The organism is Mycoplasmopsis bovis PG45 (genome assembly GCF_000183385.1).
GTDB classification, from domain to species: Bacteria; Bacillota_I; Bacilli_A; order Mycoplasmatales; family Metamycoplasmataceae; genus Mycoplasmopsis; species Mycoplasmopsis bovis.
On sequence record NC_014760.1, the window covers coordinates 203,630 to 222,163 of the forward strand.

Here is an 18,534-nt window from a genome sequence, read left to right on the forward strand (position 1 = left end):
AACCATCTTTTATTTATCTAATTTATTTTCACAATGGTTTTCAATAGTACTAAAATCTATAAATATAGACAAAGGTTGTTAATATTATAAATTCTTAAAGCACAATTACAGGAACACTGCTTGAAGGTGTTTTTAACTTATTGTTAAATGTGCGATTTGGAATATTAGACATTTTTTATGATATATTAATTACACTATGAACAAAGTAAATAAAAAATTTTTAACTGTGATGGGGGGGGGAATTATAACTTCCCTAGCGCTACCAATTGTGGCAGCCAAATGCAACAATAAAAATCAAAAAGAAACTGGAAAAGAGAACAAGAATAAAAACATTGTTGACACAATCCCATCTGATAACACTCATAGTGCTAACAATAGCAGTAGTGAAAGTGACAAGAGTAAAAATGCAGACAACTCAAATTCAAATAGTAATTCAAACGTAAACAATAGTGCTAACAATAGCAGTAGTGAAAGTGACAAGAGTAAAAATGCAGACAACTCAAATTCAAATAGTAATTCAAACGTAAACAATAATGCTGACAATCACAACTCTATAAAAAGTGATACAGAAAATACTGAAAGATCTTCAAGCGATAATAAAAATAATATGCAAATACATAAATATGGCCTAAAAATTATCAATGAAAAGGTAGAAGACAGTGTCAAAATTACCACAATTGACAGTGAACTTAAAGACTTTATTCTTAAGGTTTTTGAGTTTTATAATGAGTTGACTCCGCTAGTGATTAAACTAAAATCTAAGGATATTGACACTAAGAGAAAACATAATGATATTTTCAAGTTTTGAAAAGAATTTGGGAAAATAATAGATTCCAAGTCATTACTAAATGAAATTTTTAAAAAGGAGGACGAAAAAGCAGCGTTGTTAGAATATAATAAAGAATATGAAAGTAAAACAAGATCAAAAGTTCTTGAATTGATAAAACAAATATAAATATTCATTAATCAAACAAAGGCATCGCAGACTAACTGCAGTGTTTTTTTGTCTCAATAATAGATATGAAAATATTTCAGGCGCAAAAATATGGCAAATTGTATTTTGTATAATTCTAAAAATTAGTTTTAGTTAAAGGATTGAATATGAAAAACAAAAAATTATTTTTTGCTGTGGGGGGGGTATTACATTTATATCACTTCTTCCTTTAATAGCTGCAAAATGCGATAATAAAAGCGGTAATGTAAAGACAAATCATCCAAATGACAGGGCAGCAGATCCTAAAAATGGCAATCAAGAATCATCCAATTTGATTGCTCCGGTTCTTGAAAAGGAATACTTCAAAATATTAAATCATGTGCATGATGCCGTTCAGATTCTTAAAAAGACACATGGAAATAATCCAAAGACAAGAGAATTAGATGAAATACTGTCATCAATTTATCAGCCTAAAAAATTAGAAAAGACACTTGATTATCTTACTTCCTTAATGGTTGAAATTGCTAAAAAGGATTATGGATTTAATAGTCATTTTGGTGAAGATTTCAATAGATGACACACTAATAATGTAAATGATTTGGATTGAAAGGTCAGAAACCAGTTAAATGTTATAACAAGCATTTTGGATAAAGTAAAAGACTCTATTGACTATGATAAGCACTTCAAGATATCTTATGATGGCAACACTAGAACTATAACAACATTTGCAAATATTAAGTCTCAAAAGAATCTTAAATTACGATCAAACTTAAATACTGAAAATGCTCCTAAAACAGCATTTATAGCTGATGCGGGCTCAGTGTATGATGAATCATTTAACCAATCAGCATGGGAAGCAGTTCATAAAATTTCATATGAGCTAGGCTTGGATAATGCAAAAGCAATTGGAAATAAGGAATTACGAAACAAAGCTTTTGAACCTAGAAGAGGCCAATTAATAGAAGCTTATAAAAATGCCATTGATGCTGGATTTAAGTACATTGTTCTTTATGGATTCACGCACCAAACTCCACTTTTTGATTTAGATGATAATTACATTAAGAAGATTAAAGATAATAACATTGTGTTTATCACTGTTGATTTTGATGTTTTGCAATGAAACGATGATAAATCTAAAGCATTTACTCAAAAGATAGGTGAAGGACACTTAATTCCAGTTATCTTCGATACTAAACAAGCTGCTTATATAGCTGGTCGTGCGCTTGCAGATTACTTCTCACAAGTTTATAAAAACCAACCTGAAAAACGCACAATTGGTGCATTTGGTGGTGTTCCTTCACCAGCAGTTTCTGACTTTATAGCTGGTGCTTTCCAAGGTATTATTGACTGAAATAAAGAACACCCAGAAGATAAAACTAAGTCATTAAATGAAACTATTGAGCTAAATACTTTGTTTACCTCAGGAACACCACAAGCCACTACAGCTATTAACTCTGTAGTTAAAGCTACAGCTGCTTACCCTGTTGCTGGTTCACTGTCAACGGACACAGCAAAGGAAATTAAAAAAATAGGTGACAAAGACAAATTCATCATTGGTGTTGGTGAAGATCAAAAGAGCAAATTAAAAGGTCATAGAATTTTTACATCAGTTATGAAATTAATTGGCCAGGCAGTTTACAACATTTTAGCTGACTTATATACTAAAGGAGAAAGTAATATAACTCTTCAGCCAGGATTTGAAATTGGTAAGAAAAATGGAACTCCTTTACCTTATGGTTATGGCAACAGTGAAACTGAAAAATATGTAGGTGTTGCAACATCAGGTTTATTAGATAACATTAGTGATGAATTGGCAAACAGATCTTTAAAAAATGCAATTGCATATTATGAAAATCATAAATCTGAGATTCAAGAAAGATTAAAAAATCAAGAGGAGACAGTTAAGAAAGAATTAAAAGATCAGCTCTCTACAAACCACATTGGCGATAAGTTTCAAAAAGTGATCGACTGATTAGCTGCAGAGACTAGAAAATAAAAATAAAAAAAGAACTTGATAGTTTACGAATTTACAAATTCTACTACAAAGTAATATACTGTAAGTCATTGCCTATTGTTTGATATTTATATTAAGCTAACAAAAATGCATTAAAAATCATAGTTTTCTATGGTTTTTTTAACTTTTATATTTAAGTGCGATTCCAACATTTAAGGTTAATGACTTAATCCCGGGCATAATTGCTTGGGCCTGTCCAGTAATTGGAATTGTTTCGCTTTCAATGTCTTTTAAGAGTTCTAAAAGAAACAGTAATATACAAAAGAATATCAGTTTTACCCTTAAAGCCTTGAGCGTTTGTAGCAACCATTAATTTTGGTTTTATTATTCTGTGATGATTTTTCTTTCAATTATTTGCTCTTCGATAGGAATTATAGTTGCGGTTATAGCAAGAGATTATAAAATGGCAAATGCTCTTTCGATGCTATTTTACTTGCCTCCTGCTTGAGTTTCAGGGATGTATTTACCTATTAGTGTTATAACAAAATCTAGTGCGTTAAAAATAATTGCAATGTGCTTACCTTTTAGTTATCCAGTAGCAATAATTAACTATGGCCGGAATCAAGGATTATTACTATTATTTGATTCGCCTATTTGAGTGTTTATACTCATATCACTTGCACTATCAATAGTTTTTGTTGCACTAGCAATAGTCGCATTTAGGTTTAGATAGAAAGTTTATACTAATTGCTTAAAAAACTAGTCAAATTAATAAATGCTTCAATAAAAAAACACCGCATATTATTTAAACGCGGTGTTTTGTTATAAGTCTGTTTTATAGGCCTAGGCAGACTTGTATTTGGGTAGAAATACATTAATGTATGTATCTAAAACATTATAAAAGCCAAACTCATTCAATATTTCTTCTGCTTCATTTCTATTTAACACTATTTTATAGTTGTCAATGTCAGTGTCCATCTCAACATCAGGGTTTAAAATAGCTAATTTTTTGCAAAAGTGAGCTGATTCATAGTCGTTTTCTAAGTATTCCTTGGTTTTGCCACTAATTTTGCCAATGTTCTCATAAATAGCTTCCAAAGAGCCAAATTCATTAAGTAAACTCACAGCTTTTTTAGGCCCAATGCCAGCTACTCCCTTTAGTCTATCAGATGTATCACCAGCTAGGCCTTTATAGTCAGGAATTTGATTAGGATTAATACCATATATGTCAACAAATTCATTTATTGTTTCTATACTATATTCAGTAAAATTCCCTGGATTTCTAACAACTTTTATGATGCAGTTATTTTCATTAACTAATTGAAGCAAGTCTCCTACGTTTCCCAGTTTAAGCATAAAACAAGAAAACATAATTATGTAAATTTTTGATTTCATAAGTTATGTTTTTTTATAATGTAATGTCTAAGTGACTTTTTCTTTTGTTAAAAGTTCTAATAATATTTGATAAGTTTGCCAACTTTCTTGTAACTCGTCGTTATAAACTTGTATAGTTTCGATTTTTTGTTTATTTACAAATACTTCAATTTCTTTAACTTCTTTGATAACATTAATCACTTTATGCTCAGTAATTTTACTTTTTTCAGTCAGTCCTAATTTTAAATTTAGAGTGTAGATGATGTAGTTTAAAAATACTAATGAAATGAAACATAAACAAACGTAACCAACAATATGGTTTCAAGTTGATAAATACATTGGACGAAGAGATAATTTACCTTTTAATGTCTTGAAATTAGACTCAATTTGTCATTGTTTTGAATATAAATTAATAACTTCTTTTACTGATAAATCTGTTCTGTTTGTTTCGTAAACATAGTATCCATCATATTTTTGATCTTCTTGTATTTTTTCTATGTCAAGTTCATAAAATGCACCTTTGTTTATAGGTTTGAAGAATCTATATTTTTTAGATCCCGCTAGATCATCACAAGAAACAAGATTATCTTTATTCATTTTCTTAGTGAAATTTTGAATTAAAATGTCTCTATCGTTTTTGTCTTTAGTTGCTCGTTTTTGACTAAAACTAATTATTTGTCTTCTAAAATGTCCATTAATTCTTTTTTTATTGTATGAAGATGCAATATCACGAGTTTTGTATATCAAACCACCATCATTTACATAATCTTTTTCATCTAATACATTAAAAAATTCCCAATTTTGGACACTATATTTTTAAAATAGACTTCAATTCTTTAATATATTTTAATGTTTCAACATCATCTCATTCTTCTCTTTTTCTAGACTTTCTCTTCTTGATTATTTTCGATAAATATCTAAAAGTTTCACTAATTGTTCTATTGTCAAGAACGCCACTATTTAAGAGATGGTTTTTTATTCTGCAAAGCATAATTGAAGATAAAAAGTTAATAAATTCAGTTGCTAATAATCTATAGTTTCCTTGAACATTTGCTTCGTTTTGTTCAAGCACATTTTTAAACTGTTTAAAAAGCAATTCAATTTCTCATCTCTTTTTATATGCGACATAAATATCTTTTAAGTCCAAATCATAATTACACTCAAAAATTATTAATCCAAAAAGATTTTCTCTTTCTAGTAATTTAATTTCATCATACGCACCTTTTTTGTGTGCACGACTTATGAAATTTTTCTTTTCTACCATTTCAGTTAGGGTTGATTTATAACAAAGATAATATTTGTTGTTGATGATAATTTCTTTGCTCTTATTGTGTCGTCATCATAAGTAAAAGTGAAATTAAATCCAAATTTTAAATTAAATTTTTTAAAAGTATGATTTATTTTTATAGGCATTAAATATTTAATATTTTTTTCTCTCATTAAGTTTTTACATTCTTTATCATCAAATCCTCTATCAAGAATTAAGAATCCATTTTTAATCTTATAAGTTCTTAAAAAGTCTCTAAAAGCAGTGTAATCTAGCATATTTCCTGGGTAAATAGAACTAGCAACAGGTTCTTGTGCATTAATATCATAAGCATAAATAAGGTTTAAGTTTTGAGCGCCTTTAGTTCTAGACTTTCTTGACATTTCAGAGAAAATGTTAGTTTCTGATGTATTGTTTTTCAACATACCATCAATAACTATTGAGTGGTTTGAAAACTCTTCTAATCTTTTATTCATAAAGTCTTCCATCTTCGAACTAGATTTACCTATTTTCTCTAAAAAACTTGAGATAGTGTTTGGTGATAGTGCACATTTTGGGTATATTTCAGAAATAAAATTTGTATCATACTCATGTTTTAAATGTTCGTTTTTAATATCTGAAAACATAGTTCTTAAAGAGGCTATAACATATAATTTTCTAGCATCTTCAAAATCATAAAAATTTAAAAGTTCTCTAAAGATATGATTGTTTAATTTTTCATTTAGCGCAAATAAACCATATGATTTAATATCTACTTCATATGTTTGCTTTTCTATGCTTTGAAAAACACCATTAATAATCTTTCCAATCACTCCTTTTTCAACAGGAATAATTTTTTCATTTTTTCTTATTGATGTTCTTTGTATAACATTATAAATACCTTCTTTTGAGGTTGCTTTTACTCTGGTACTAGATGGTCTTGGAATTTTTAATATGTCTTTAGGAATGGCCATTTTTATATCTCCTTTTTTATGTGTTAAACACTATACATATATGTTTATTTTACCACCTATTTTTAATTTTTTAAACTTTTCTTTAATGAAATTGAACAAAAAATAGAGCTTTTTTAACTCTAAATTTAGGAAAATTTAATTATTTAGATAATTTAATGTATTTAATGGACAAAAATAAGAATTTTTTAGTAAATTATTAAAATTATATAGTGTCCAAAATTGAGAATTTTTTAATACATACTCTTTAAATTGTTTGCTTCCAGCTTTCATTCTATATGAGATTATGTATTTTCAATTCTTAGATTCTAAAAATCTAATATTTCTATTAACACTCATTCCTTTGTCAGCAATTATAGTTACACTGTTAACTTCATAAATATCTGCAATTTCAAGCATAAATGGTATGAAAGTATTTGAATCTGTAACATTTCCTGGAAATATTTTGTAGTGTAACGGTATCCCATTTTCATCAGTTGCCATGCCTATAACAATCTGGTCTTCTTTAAATTTTCCATCTTTTGAATAGCCAGGTTTTTTATAACCTTCACGAGAAAATGTTTCAAAATAAGTAGTTGTTGCGTCAAATCATAATACATCAATTTTTCTATTAGTATTTGCACAAATTTGGAAATGAAATAATTAAGTGGGTAAGATAATAATTCAATTCTTACTTCGATATTTATTTTACTCTACTTTACTTCTATGCATAAGAAAAATTCACAATATTTTTCCTATTGTGTTTTTATTACTGTTTTATAGTATTTTTGGTCAAATTAGATAATTATTAAATTGTGGTTTGTTTCAGAAATTATTGTTCTAATAATTGTATTGATTGATTTAAGTCCAAAATTTTTTCCTATATATCTTTTTAAGTCGTGAGAAACAAATGTTTCAGCATTACCACTTGTGTAGTATTTGTTTATTATTGTTTCATTTATAAACTTATTATTAGTTGTGTAAAACCTTATGAATTTCTTTATATCATAAATTTTTTGCACTGTCTTAGGCTTAGATGAGAGTAAATTAATTGTATGTTTTAAGTAGTTAGTAAATTCATCAAATTTACCTTGATTATACAAATAATTAAGTTCCTTAAAATGGTCTATTCCATCAAAAACTCTTTTATTTGCTTTATTTAATGTCTCATTAAAACCGTATATTTTAAATAGTTCTCTTATAAAGTGATATTTATCAAAAACTCTAGTGCTTTTTAATGATGTTGCTAGTGTAGTAATAACTTTAGCTCCATCACCTGAAACGATTATTTGCTTATTTGCATATAGCTTAGATAAAGCATTTTTAACTGCATTATGAAATTCTGCTTCATTTTTCTTAATGTCTTGCTTAATTCTTAAGTTGCTAATTTGCATTATTGTAGTTTTGTTTTTTATTTTGTTATCTCCATTATGCTCTAAAGTGTGAATTGTAGCCATTCTGCATCTAAATTTGGCTTTGTATCCATTAACTCTAGCATAAAAATATGAATCATCTGTATCAATCTGAATTGCATCGTATTCTTTATCTTTGTGACATTTTAATTCATCCATATTTGCCTGTTTTATAGGGATTTTGTTCCTGTGATATGCATAGATATAATAAGGTATTTTATTGCTTTTAACTTTTCCTAATTTTTTGTAATTACGTTCATAAAGTTGATCGTTTAAGCATCTTTCTATATCATCTAAGTAATATTTAAGTCTTTTGTTAAGCCTTAGTATTTCATTATGATAGTAAACAAAGCATTTCCTAGTAACTTTGTGTCTATACATATACAAAGTATAGTAATATATTTCGCCTTTTACTATGATCGCCCTTGTTATTTTACGCTCAACATGATATTCTTTTTTACGTTCAGCACTGTTTTTATATTTTTCAGCCTGCTGGTCTCAAAGCATAAAAAGCTCTTGCATAATTTCCCCTTTATGCCTTTATTATAGATAAAAAAGGAAAATCATCCAAATTAGTTTTTTAACTTATTTAGCTTGTTTTGTTTAAAAAAATATGTGCTAAAGTAATTGCTTTATATTTACAATCTAATTACTTGGTAATTAGTAACTGATTAAATTGTAATTACTTTTAATGTGCCTTATTTTAGCCAAATTATCAATAATTTTTTTACCAAATTATGGAAAATTTTTGCATTTATTACATTTAATACAGTCTTAAATAGACTAATAATTGTTTTTTATGTGCTTAAAATAAGACATTATTTGGTTTTATTAAAAAAGAGGAGTTAAAAAAATCCAATCCAATCCAATTGCTAAATGTTGCTAATGTTGCTAAAAGATATCAAGTAAACAGTAGCTAGTCAAGTTAACAAAATTTATACAAATAATAGGTAGTAGTCAAAGTAAATTCTAGTGGCTATATAAAGCTATACAAGGCTATAAGTTTGCTAAGAGAATCAAGTAAACAGTATCTAATTAAGTTAACAAAATTTATACAAATAATAGGTAGTAGTCAAAGTAAGTTCTAGTGGCTATATCAATATGATTGAAAATAATTAAAGTTTTGAATGAGCAATTTTAAATTAAATATTTAGCATAGCTTGTTTATGTTTGTTATTAAATTAAGTAGACAAAAACTAATTACATTCTAATTACTTTATAATTACTTTCTAATTACTTGGTAATTAGTAACTGATTAAATTGTAATTACTTTTAATGTGCTTTATTTAGCCAAATTATCAATAATTTTTTTGCCAATTTAGGGAATTTTTACATTTAATGCAGTTTTAAATACATTAATAAATGTTCTTTATGTGCTTAAAATAAGACATTAAATAAGCATATTTACAACAACTCTAGATAGTAATTAATCTCTATATTATTTGTTAATTAACAAGATTATGTTTAGTTGTAATAGTTTATTAATATATAAATGAATTTAATTTTAAAATGCATATATTTCTTTTGTGTATTTTATTAAAGAAAGGGTAGTTTTACCTTATTTTTTATGTGTGTTATTAAATTTTAGTTCACAAAATATAACAAAAACTAATTACATTCTAATTACTTTATAATTAGTTTATAATTATATTGTAATTACTTTCTAATTACAAATTAAACATATAGCAATAAGGAGATTAATGACTTTTTTTACTTTCCATTCCAATAAGGGGGGAGTTGGAAAGACAACAATTACACTTAACATTGCTGACGCTTTAGCAAAGCAAAATAAAAAAGTTTTAATATTTGACTTTGATAGCCAAGGCTCATTATCCAATGTGCTTAAAAGTAATGCAAACTACAATGAAGATGATTCTGGTAAGTGATTAAAAAGAACATCATCAGAACAAGACTTAGAAAATACTATTCAGCAGTCTAAAATTAACAATATATATTATGTACATACTAATTCTTTATTAAATAATGTAAGAAATTCACTACTTAATACAACATTGAGAGAATTAGTCTTAAGTTCAAACTTAAAGCTAATGAGTAATTACTTAATTAAATTAGGAATTGATTATGTATTCTTTGATCTAAACCCAATTTTTGACGATATAGCAAAAAATGTTTATATTGCTTCAAAAACAGGGATTATCCAAGTTGTTGAACCACATATTTTTAGTTTGCAAGGACTTAATGTTATGCTTTCAGAGTGAAAGAATAATACAAGAGAGCTTGGTCTCAATGATAATATTCAAGGCATTATCTTAAATAGAATTAAATCAAATAAGTTATCTAAAGACTTTTTCTATTTCTTACATGAAGAATATGGAGACAGAACACTAAAAACTTTTGTTCCAGATAACATAGGTATGGCTACAAGCACAATTAGTTTAGCTTTTTCAACCGATATAGCAACACTTAACAAGTGAAAAAGACCTAAATGAGTTTTAGAGAGTGAATATAAAGACTATATTAAGGATGGCAATCCAATAGAAAACTTAATTACTGAATTACAAAGTAGAAACATTCTATAATTAGTTTCTAATTACTTTCTAATTATTTTGTAATTACTATATAATTAGTTTGTAATTATAGAATACACTGGGAGTGATAATGGACAACAAAAATATATTCAAGCAAGTAGCATCACAAACTCAGAAATTGCAACAAGAAAACTTTGATAAATCTAAAAAATTAGATAATGACCAAGCAGTAGATAATTTATTAAATCAGGCTGATAAACTTTTAAATAAACCAGCTAAGCAAATTCAAGCTAAAAAAGAAGGTAAGGCAACAGGGTTATATTTAACACAATCTTTAGTCGATGATATAGCTAAGGTTCAAGAACAAGCTATTAATTTAGGTTTTGGAAAAATAAGCATTCCTGACTTAATTAAATATGGTTTAGTTTACTTTAAGAGATTCATACTAATGAATTTAGTTGAATCGCCTAAGGATGATAAATAAATAATTAAAGAATAGTATAAAAAATCAAATAGGACTAATTTAATAAGTAGTCTTATTTTTTCCTTTTTCTAATTACTTACTAATTATAAAGTAATTAGTTTCTAATTACCTTCTAAATACTTTCTAATTATAAAATAATTAGTTTGTAATTATATTGCAATTACTTTCTAATTAGAAATTTAAAATCATAAGACAAACACAAAGGATTAATAAATGACAATAAAATTCATAGTAAAAGACAAAAAGACAATTGAACTGTTACAAGACGCTAAAAAAGGTGATCAAATTGACTTATCTAATGCTGAATCAGTTGACTTAAGTTTTATTACTAAAGAAATTGATGAATCTAGGGATAGGCTTTATAATGAAAAAATTAAAAAAGAAAAAGAGTTATTATTTGCTCAATATCAAGTTAACTTAACAAAAGCAAATAATGAATTAAGACAAGAGCTATCTAGAACAATTATTGACCAAAAAGACAAAATAACAAAATTAGAGCTACAAATTAGCAATTTTGAAGAAAAACATAAACTTGACACTAAAATTAAAGTTGCTGAAGCAATTCAAAGCCAAAGCAATACTATTATTACTCTTAACGATAAAGTTAAGGACTTAATGTATAAAATTAGCTTGTTAGAAGTAAAACACAAAAATGAAATAAGCAACAAAATTATTGAAGCTAATAAATTAAATGAGCAAATAGAAAAATTAAACAGAGCAAAGCTAACTAAAAATGTTAAAGTTCTTGGAGAAGAGTTAGAAAATTACTGTGTAAATGAATTTAATAATGTTTCATCTTATGCTTTTAGAACATCAGTACTTGAAAAAGATACTACTGCTATTAAAGCAGAAGGAGAATCTAAAGGCTCTAAAGGTGACTTTATATTTAAAGTTTATGCTGAAGAAGAAAGAAAAACTCCTTTACTTGGAGTAATGCGTGAGATGAAAACAGAGTTAGAATCATCAGCACATAAGCAAAAGAACCAAGACCATTATAAAAAGCTTGACAGCGATAGAGAAAAGAAGCAATTAGATTATGCATTGCTTGTTAGTGAATTAGAGTATCAAAATAGCAATTGATTAATTTATAGAGTGCCTGAATATAAAAATATGTTTGTAGTAAGGCCAATGTATTTTGTAACTATGCTAGGTGTGTTGGAAACAATAGCACTAAAGTATAAAGAAATTACATTAGATAAGCAATTTAAAGAAATTAGCTTTATTGAAAAGCAAAAAATATTAGATGAGTTCAATGAATTTAAAGATAGCATTCTTGATACCACATTAAAATACATTGAAGCTAAAGTTAGTGAAATTAATAAATCCGCTGAAAATATTAAAAAAGAAGCTCATAAAATTCTAACAGCCAGTGAAATAATAATTAATAGCCATTTAAACACAGTTAAAAACAAAATTAACAGTTTTAGTATTTGTTCAAGAGTAATTAAGCCAATTGAAAAGATAGCTAGTAAGTAAATAAAGAAAGCCAAGTTACATTAACCTGGCTTTTTGTTTTTCTAATTAGTATCTAATTATATTCTAATTAGATTATACTTATAAAGTAATTAGAGGTAATTAGAAAGTAATTAGTTTCTAATTATAAACAAAATAAAAGCAACTCTTTTAGTTGCTTATGTTTTATTCTTTAAGTCTCTTCCATTTATTTAATCATTCTTTATAAATTTCTCCAGCTTTTTTCTTGTACTCTTCTGTTTTGTATTTTTCATTTAAGTTAGTGTTATCTTCTATTTCTTTAAAATTTTGGAACTTATTTTTCATTACTTTGTTTACATAATAAGTAATATATTTTTTAATATTTATCTGATTATTATTATTAGGGACAAGATCTGCTGGTAGCTCTCCAAATAGAGCAACATGAATAGGAATAACTTCTTCATATAGTGCTCTATGTGCTCAAACAAATGAGTGTTCATAGTCAGCTTTAGTTATTAAGGCACTAAGTTCATTATTAGCTACTGGAAACATTGATACTCTTGTTTCATTTTGATTGTCTGGCTTTTCAACTTCTTTGCCTAAGACAGTTCGGGTTGTAGCTGTAGTCAATAGTCCAGTTAGTTTATTTAAAAGGTCTCTAAACTTTTCAAGCTCTTTTTTGTATTCTTCAGTCTCAGTTTTTTCCTTTTCTTCTTCATTTAGCTTATTTATTTCATCTTTTGTTTTAAATGTGTTCTTAAATTCTTGGAATTTTAATAAAAATAATAAATAATCTTTATAAGCTCTAATGTTTATTTGAGTATCAAGATAGGCCTTTGCAGGATCTGAGAATTGATCTAATAAATTAGGAGTGCCTAATACATCATAATAACTTTGAGGTCCTCTTTTTATTCATAGCTTTTTCTCATCTAATTCATTGTATATGTCAGTCCTACCATGAAATGCTTTAGCTTTAGAACGAGTAAAGGGCATAAATCAAATTCTATTGTTTGGATCATTTGCTAAATCCTTATTAAGCAATTCCATATAATCCCCATGCACCTTATTAAATCTTATAAATTGATCTTCTCTTTTTATTATTTTTTTGTTATAGTCATAGGGGGTTTCATCATAATGGTCATTAAATTTATCTATAAAAGTTCCATATTTATCTGAACCTATTGTGAAATCACGCTTTACACTGCTGTCATACTCTAAAAAATTTGTCATATTTGTTAAAAAGTTTTTGTGTTCATCAGGCGTTAAATGCACACTGCCTTTTAAGTAATTTCTAAGTAAATTGTTAAACTCAACAGGTGGAATATATGTATCACTTAATTTTGATTTAAATTTTTCTGATCCTGGTTTTTTAAATAAATCTTCCTTTAATTCTGGTGCTATAAAAATCATTGGTAAGAACTCATCGGTTTTTCAGTTGTTATTTTTATATACATCTGAGCTAATTGTTTTGTCTTCATGTGTAACTTTAGCAAAATAATATTTATTATTCTCTTTTAAAAATTGTTTTGGTTCTTTTGAGCTATCTACTAAAAAGTATCCCCTATACTTATTGTTTAATAAGTATTCATTAACATTTTCTTTTTGTTCATTAAAATTGAAGCCAGCCGGTGGCCTAACATTATCTGTTTTAATAATTTTTGCTGTTGGTTCCAAAATTTTAAGCACATTAAGGCAAGAAACACTTGCTAATGCTGGTGCTACTGTTGTGCCCAGTAGCAGGGCTATATTTTTTATTCCTTTTTTTATTCTCATAATATTAATTTTAATACAAATACTAGGCAAATAATAAGGCTTTTGGAAACAATTTCATACTTATTTTTTGCAATTTTCTTATTAGTTTTAAAAGACAATTTTATAGTTAGAAACTAATTACATAGTAATTATAAAGTAATTACAATCTAATTAGAATATAATTAGAAGTTATTAGGAGTAAAATTAATTACAAAATAAGCTATTTTTTAATTACTAAAATTAAATAAAAAAACTATGAAAATTCATAGTAATTTGTGTTAAAAAAGTTGTGTTTAATACTAAAATTAATCCCCTGAATAAATGCTTTTATAATAGTTTTTCATATCAGCTGGATCAATTATCTTAGTTGATATTTCAAATTCTGATAAACCATTTCTAGCTTTTAGCCATGGTTCTTCTGAATGTGATATTGCTTCTAATTCATATCCTGATTTACTTCCATAAGTAGTCCAAACAGCATCTAGTAGTTCTAAAATATTTTTGTTGAATTTCTCATCATTTGGCTTTAATTGTTCAATTTCATTTCAGCCATATTCTTTATAATCATTTCAAAGTTCAGGAGAAACTGGGCCATGAACTCATGCTTGAAAAGCAGTGTCACTTAGAATTCCTTCACCAAGCAATGCATTTGCTCATGCTTCAGCATAATATGTTAACTTTTGAAGCTTTTTAGGAGTCATACTTTCTTTAGATAAAAATCAGCCAGATATATCTTTGTAGCTATATTTCTTAGACATAAGAATACTCCTTAAAATTGAAATTAAGTATATCTAAAGTAATTAGAATATAATTACTTACTAATTGTAAAATAATTACTTTCTAATTAGTTTTTTAGCAAAAATTAAACCTTAAAAAGTTTGTCATTTTGTGATAGCTCTAAAACAATATTTGAGTTATTAAGCACTTGTTCTGGAATTTTATCTTTAAGTATTGAAATAATTAATTGTGCTTTACTATGTAATAAATAGTTACTAATGCCTATTAATTGATTATCAGACATTAGCTCTTTTTTATCATTAAGTAAGAAATGTAAACAAGGAATTTTTTGCTCATCTGCAAATTTTATATAAGCCAGATCAAAACAAATAATTTCTCCTTGTTTTTTGCCTGAACTTTGGTTTAGAACTGATAAATCAAATCTATACATTGGTCTTTGTTTGTTGTCAAAAGTTCTGTCACATACTAAAAAGTATCTTTCGTTGTATAAAAGATTAGATATTTTTTGAAAACTGTCATTAAATGCTTTAATTCTTTTTTGCAATTCATTATAAACAGTGTCAGAATAAATTTCTTTATTAAGATTTTCTATTTCATTTTGAGTCTCAGAAATATCATTTTCATTTTTTATAATTTGCTCTAATTTACTCTCAAGAGCACCTTTTTCTTGATATTTTTCATTTAATTTTTTAACAAGTTTGTCTAACTCTTTAAAAGTTTCTTCTTTCGAAAGAGCAATGCTTAAGTCTTTTTCAATATCTAGCAATTTAGTTAATTCAGCATTATATTCATCTAATTTATTATTAATTGAAGGTAGCTCACTGCTTGCAAAAGCAACTTTTTCATCTATCATTTTGTTATGAAAATTAATTAATTCATCAAAAGTTTTGTGTAACTTAGACATATACAATTTAGATTGTTGATAAATATTTTCAACTTGTTTAGTGCTAAATGATACGCTGTTAGACTTTATTTTTTTGATAAAGTCATTTATATTGTTTTTTCTGATATTTAACAAACTAATTTGTGTTGAATAATGCGAAATATTATATTTAATTTTATTAAGGCACTCTAAATCATCCTTAAACTTTTCATTAACATTTAGTTTGTTCTTTTTGTTGTTTAATTCAGTAATTTCACCTGAAAGAATTTCTAAACTTTGCTCATATGCAACTCTTGTTGTTCTGTTAGATAGCAATCTTTTTTGGTACTTTTTTTCTTCTTCTAATTTCTTTTTTAAGCTAATTAATTTACTTGCAGTGTCAAAGCTAAAACCAAAAAGAAAAAGATATAGCATTTCATATTCACTATCATTAGTGTTTGGATGAACTGTTTTCAATGTGTTATTAACGCTTTGGTCGGTGTATCTTATATTATGTGAGATAATTTGTCTAAAAGTGGGTTTAGCAGCTTTGTGTTTTGGAAAAATGTAACTTAATAATTCAGCACTTAATTGATTTGCAGAAATATTTTTATTGTTGACTCTTAAAACTTTGTTATTTTTATCACTTAAGAAATTTCTCTCAATGATAATTTTTTCTGATTGATCATTATAAATATCATAGGTTAGCTCTAAAGTTATTAATACTTTGTTAGTTTCTAGAAATTCTTTAAGTTCATAATTAATTGTTTTAGTTTCTAATCCTGAATATATTTCCTTAGCGTTTCCACCTAAACAAAAATTAATTAGTTTTAAAACTGTAGTTTTTCCAATGTTATTGCCTGTCTTTGTTAAGTCACTGCTTAATGTGCTATCAACTATTAAATTTAATCCTTTTTTAAACTCTAAATACCTTATAACTTCATCGCCTTTAGAGATTTTTAAACTTTTTAGATACATAAAAAAACTACTCCATTATCATTAATATCAATAGCACCTATTAAATACAACCAATCCAATGACAACAAAAAGATACTAATAGGCATATTGTCAGGCTTTTTAACTTCAGCATACAAAGTTATTATATCTATGCTTTTCTGTTCATATAAAGTGTTCAAAATAAGCGAAGCATTATAGTAAACACATAGTTTTGGATTTATATTTTCTGGTAATAACATTAGTTAAACTATCTCCGCTTGAATTCCTTTAATATTTTGCATCTCATAAATGAATTTGTTAACATTATATCAATATATAATGACAGTCTCTCTTTGTCTATTAGCTCCCAATTAGCTTTATAACTACAAACTAATTACTTTATAATTATATTATAATTAGTTACTAATTAGATAGTAATTAGAATAAAGAAAAGGCCAAGTTATATCACCTGGCTTTTTTTGCATAATTGTCCCCACACAAACATAATGCTACATATAAATAATAATCTAAATATTAATGCTTAATGATTTATATCATTCTATTTTTACTTTCACTATTGAGTTACATTTAAATTTAGTATGAAATATTTTCCAGTAAAAAGCATAATTTCATTGTTTTGATAGCAATAACAAACTGCTTTACATTTAATTATATTCTAATTATTAAGTAACACTTTCTAATTACCTTCTAATTACTTTATAATTAGATACTAATTAGAAAAACAAAAAGCCAAGTTATATCACCTGGCTTTTTTTGCTTTAATTGTCCTTATAAGTTTTAATAGGTCTTTGTTTTTTCTTTTGCTTCTTAACTACACTTTTTCCAGCCTTAAAGCCTTTTTTGTTTAGATAGTTTCTAATACCAAAAACAGTTCCTGATATTAGTCCTAATGTTGCAATAGCTCCAACAGTTCAACCTGCATAGCTTGCAACTTTGCTAAGAGTACTTCTTATATCTTCACCATTTGTGTCTTTTCTATGTGGGTCTTTTTCCAACTCAGAAATTCATTCAGGATCTTTAGTTGGGTTAAATGAGCTACTAATATTATTAATAACTGGTAAGAATGCAAAGCCTATAGCATTTTCTTTAGGAATTAGTATGTATATTTTGTTTCTAACTTTATTATCTAGCCCATTATTAAAGTTTCTGTTCTCTATTTCTTTAATTTTATTAGCTATAGCTTCTTCATATCTTTGGCGTAGCTTTTCATCAGTAATACTTGTTGGTATTATTACTTCCTTGCCTAAAATAGTTACTTTATTTTTCTCTTTAAGAACACTATTTACAGCATTATCATATTTTTCCTTAAACTCTTTATTCTCAGGTTTATTTAAGTCTGCTATATCCATTACCAAGTCTAAATTATAAAATGCTGTGCTTAGTCAAGCAATTAAATATTCCTTATTAAATCTATAGTTTAATGGCTCAGTTATCTTTGATACTTGGTCAATTATTTTCTCTTTTATCTTGCTTAATTTAGTTTCACTGATAATAACAGGATTATTTAAGAATATCTCATTAAGCAGGCTTAAATCAACATATTTGCTTGAATCAGGATTATATCCTGGTGGTCAAGTGTTTGGATCATTCGGATCAAAACCTGAAGGTCAAGTTCCTGGATTGTTAGGATCAAAGTTTGATCTACCACCATTAGGATTGTTTTCATCAAAGCTTGATGAAGAATTGCCTGGGTTATTTATAGGATCATATGATGGATCACTTGATCCATCTATAGGTTTCTTTTTAGGATCAGATATATTTTGAAACTCAAATACTATTTGATTGTGCAGGTTGGCATTTAGTGGTGTTATGATAGCAGTAAAAGTGTTGAACTTATTATATTGTCTAGTTTGAATATTTAATTCATATAAATTAGATATTTTAACATTATAAATTCTTAAATTAAAAAGCACCTAATTTGAGTATTGGAAAAATAATACCAATTTTT

11 protein-coding genes and 5 pseudogenes are annotated in these 18,534 nt (G+C 26.7%); 6 read left to right on the forward strand and 10 right to left on the reverse strand.

Features of this window, described 5'->3' with window-relative positions; genetic code table 4:
- Positions 1–196 precede the first annotated feature (196 nt).
- From MBOVPG45_RS00875 to MBOVPG45_RS04795, 3 genes and pseudogenes are all read left to right on the forward strand, one after another.
- Entirely contained in the window at positions 197–955 is a 759-nt protein-coding gene (locus MBOVPG45_RS00875; protein WP_013456318.1) for a hypothetical protein, read from the forward strand.
- A gap of 226 nt (positions 956–1,181) precedes the next feature.
- Positions 1,182–2,930 (forward strand): annotated as a pseudogene (locus MBOVPG45_RS00880) (BMP family ABC transporter substrate-binding protein); the annotation flags it as partial.
- Positions 2,931–3,351: 421 nt separating this feature from the next.
- The gene (locus MBOVPG45_RS04795) at positions 3,352–3,621 is read left to right on the forward strand and encodes a hypothetical protein (RefSeq protein ID WP_235684346.1); all 270 of its coding nucleotides are present in this window, start codon (positions 3,352–3,354) and stop codon (positions 3,619–3,621) included.
- Positions 3,622–3,731: 110 nt separating this feature from the next.
- On the opposite strand, the gene MBOVPG45_RS00890 is transcribed toward MBOVPG45_RS04795, so the two are convergent.
- The 5 genes and pseudogenes from MBOVPG45_RS00890 to MBOVPG45_RS00910 all read right to left on the reverse strand — a co-directional run bounded on the left by MBOVPG45_RS00890 (position 3,732) and on the right by MBOVPG45_RS00910 (position 8,377).
- Positions 3,732–4,259 (reverse strand): 5'-3' exonuclease, encoded by a 528-nt coding sequence (locus MBOVPG45_RS00890; protein WP_370469780.1) that lies wholly within the window; start codon positions 4,257–4,259, stop codon positions 3,732–3,734.
- 51 nt (positions 4,260–4,310) lie between these two features.
- Positions 4,311–5,045: pseudogene (locus MBOVPG45_RS00895) on the reverse strand (IS1634-like element ISMbov3 family transposase); the annotation flags it as partial.
- A 25-nt stretch (positions 5,046–5,070) separates the two neighbouring features.
- A pseudogene (locus MBOVPG45_RS00900) lies at positions 5,071–6,482 on the reverse strand (IS1634-like element ISMbov2 family transposase).
- Between the two features lie 216 nt (positions 6,483–6,698).
- Positions 6,699–7,109: pseudogene (locus tag MBOVPG45_RS00905) on the reverse strand (IS1634 family transposase); the annotation flags it as partial.
- Positions 7,110–7,255: 146 nt separating this feature from the next.
- Positions 7,256–8,377 carry an Mbov_0401 family ICE element transposase-like protein gene (locus MBOVPG45_RS00910; RefSeq protein WP_258408982.1) on the reverse strand — a complete coding sequence of 374 codons (1,122 nt, stop codon included), beginning with the start codon at positions 8,375–8,377 and terminating at the stop codon, positions 7,256–7,258.
- Between the two features lie 1,193 nt (positions 8,378–9,570).
- On the opposite strand from MBOVPG45_RS00910, the gene MBOVPG45_RS00915 reads away from it, so the two are divergent.
- The 3 genes from MBOVPG45_RS00915 to MBOVPG45_RS00925 all read left to right on the forward strand — a co-directional run bounded on the left by MBOVPG45_RS00915 (position 9,571) and on the right by MBOVPG45_RS00925 (position 12,319).
- Positions 9,571–10,410 carry a ParA family protein gene (locus tag MBOVPG45_RS00915; protein ID WP_013456145.1) on the forward strand — a complete coding sequence of 280 codons (840 nt, stop codon included), beginning with the start codon at positions 9,571–9,573 and terminating at the stop codon, positions 10,408–10,410.
- 79 nt (positions 10,411–10,489) lie between these two features.
- Positions 10,490–10,843 carry a hypothetical protein gene (locus MBOVPG45_RS00920; RefSeq protein WP_013456507.1) on the forward strand — a complete coding sequence of 118 codons (354 nt, stop codon included), beginning with the start codon at positions 10,490–10,492 and terminating at the stop codon, positions 10,841–10,843.
- Between the two features lie 213 nt (positions 10,844–11,056).
- On the forward strand, positions 11,057–12,319 hold the full coding sequence (locus tag MBOVPG45_RS00925; RefSeq protein WP_013456607.1) for a DUF2130 domain-containing protein: 1,263 nt from the start codon (positions 11,057–11,059) through the stop codon (positions 12,317–12,319).
- A 162-nt stretch (positions 12,320–12,481) separates the two neighbouring features.
- On the opposite strand, the gene MBOVPG45_RS00930 is transcribed toward MBOVPG45_RS00925, so the two are convergent.
- The 5 genes and pseudogenes from MBOVPG45_RS00930 to MBOVPG45_RS00950 form a co-directional block, all read right to left on the reverse strand.
- Complete coding sequence (locus MBOVPG45_RS00930) at positions 12,482–14,050, reverse strand: CDS14 family ICE transfer lipoprotein (protein ID WP_013455984.1); 1,569 nt, start codon at positions 14,048–14,050, stop codon at positions 12,482–12,484.
- Positions 14,051–14,334: 284 nt separating this feature from the next.
- Complete coding sequence (locus MBOVPG45_RS00935) at positions 14,335–14,787, reverse strand: Panacea domain-containing protein (protein WP_013456135.1); 453 nt, start codon at positions 14,785–14,787, stop codon at positions 14,335–14,337.
- Between the two features lie 104 nt (positions 14,788–14,891).
- A complete protein-coding gene (locus MBOVPG45_RS00940; protein WP_013456413.1) occupies positions 14,892–16,607 on the reverse strand; it encodes a DUF2326 domain-containing protein in 1,716 nt (571 codons plus the stop codon).
- Entirely contained in the window at positions 16,598–16,825 is a 228-nt protein-coding gene (locus tag MBOVPG45_RS05020) for an ABC-three component system middle component 6 (RefSeq protein WP_013456340.1), read from the reverse strand. The genes MBOVPG45_RS00940 and MBOVPG45_RS05020 overlap by 10 nt, the downstream gene beginning before the upstream one ends.
- A 519-nt stretch (positions 16,826–17,344) precedes the next feature.
- A pseudogene (locus MBOVPG45_RS00950) lies at positions 17,345–18,475 on the reverse strand (Mbov_0399 family ICE element protein); the annotation flags it as partial.
- Positions 18,476–18,534 lie beyond the last annotated feature (59 nt).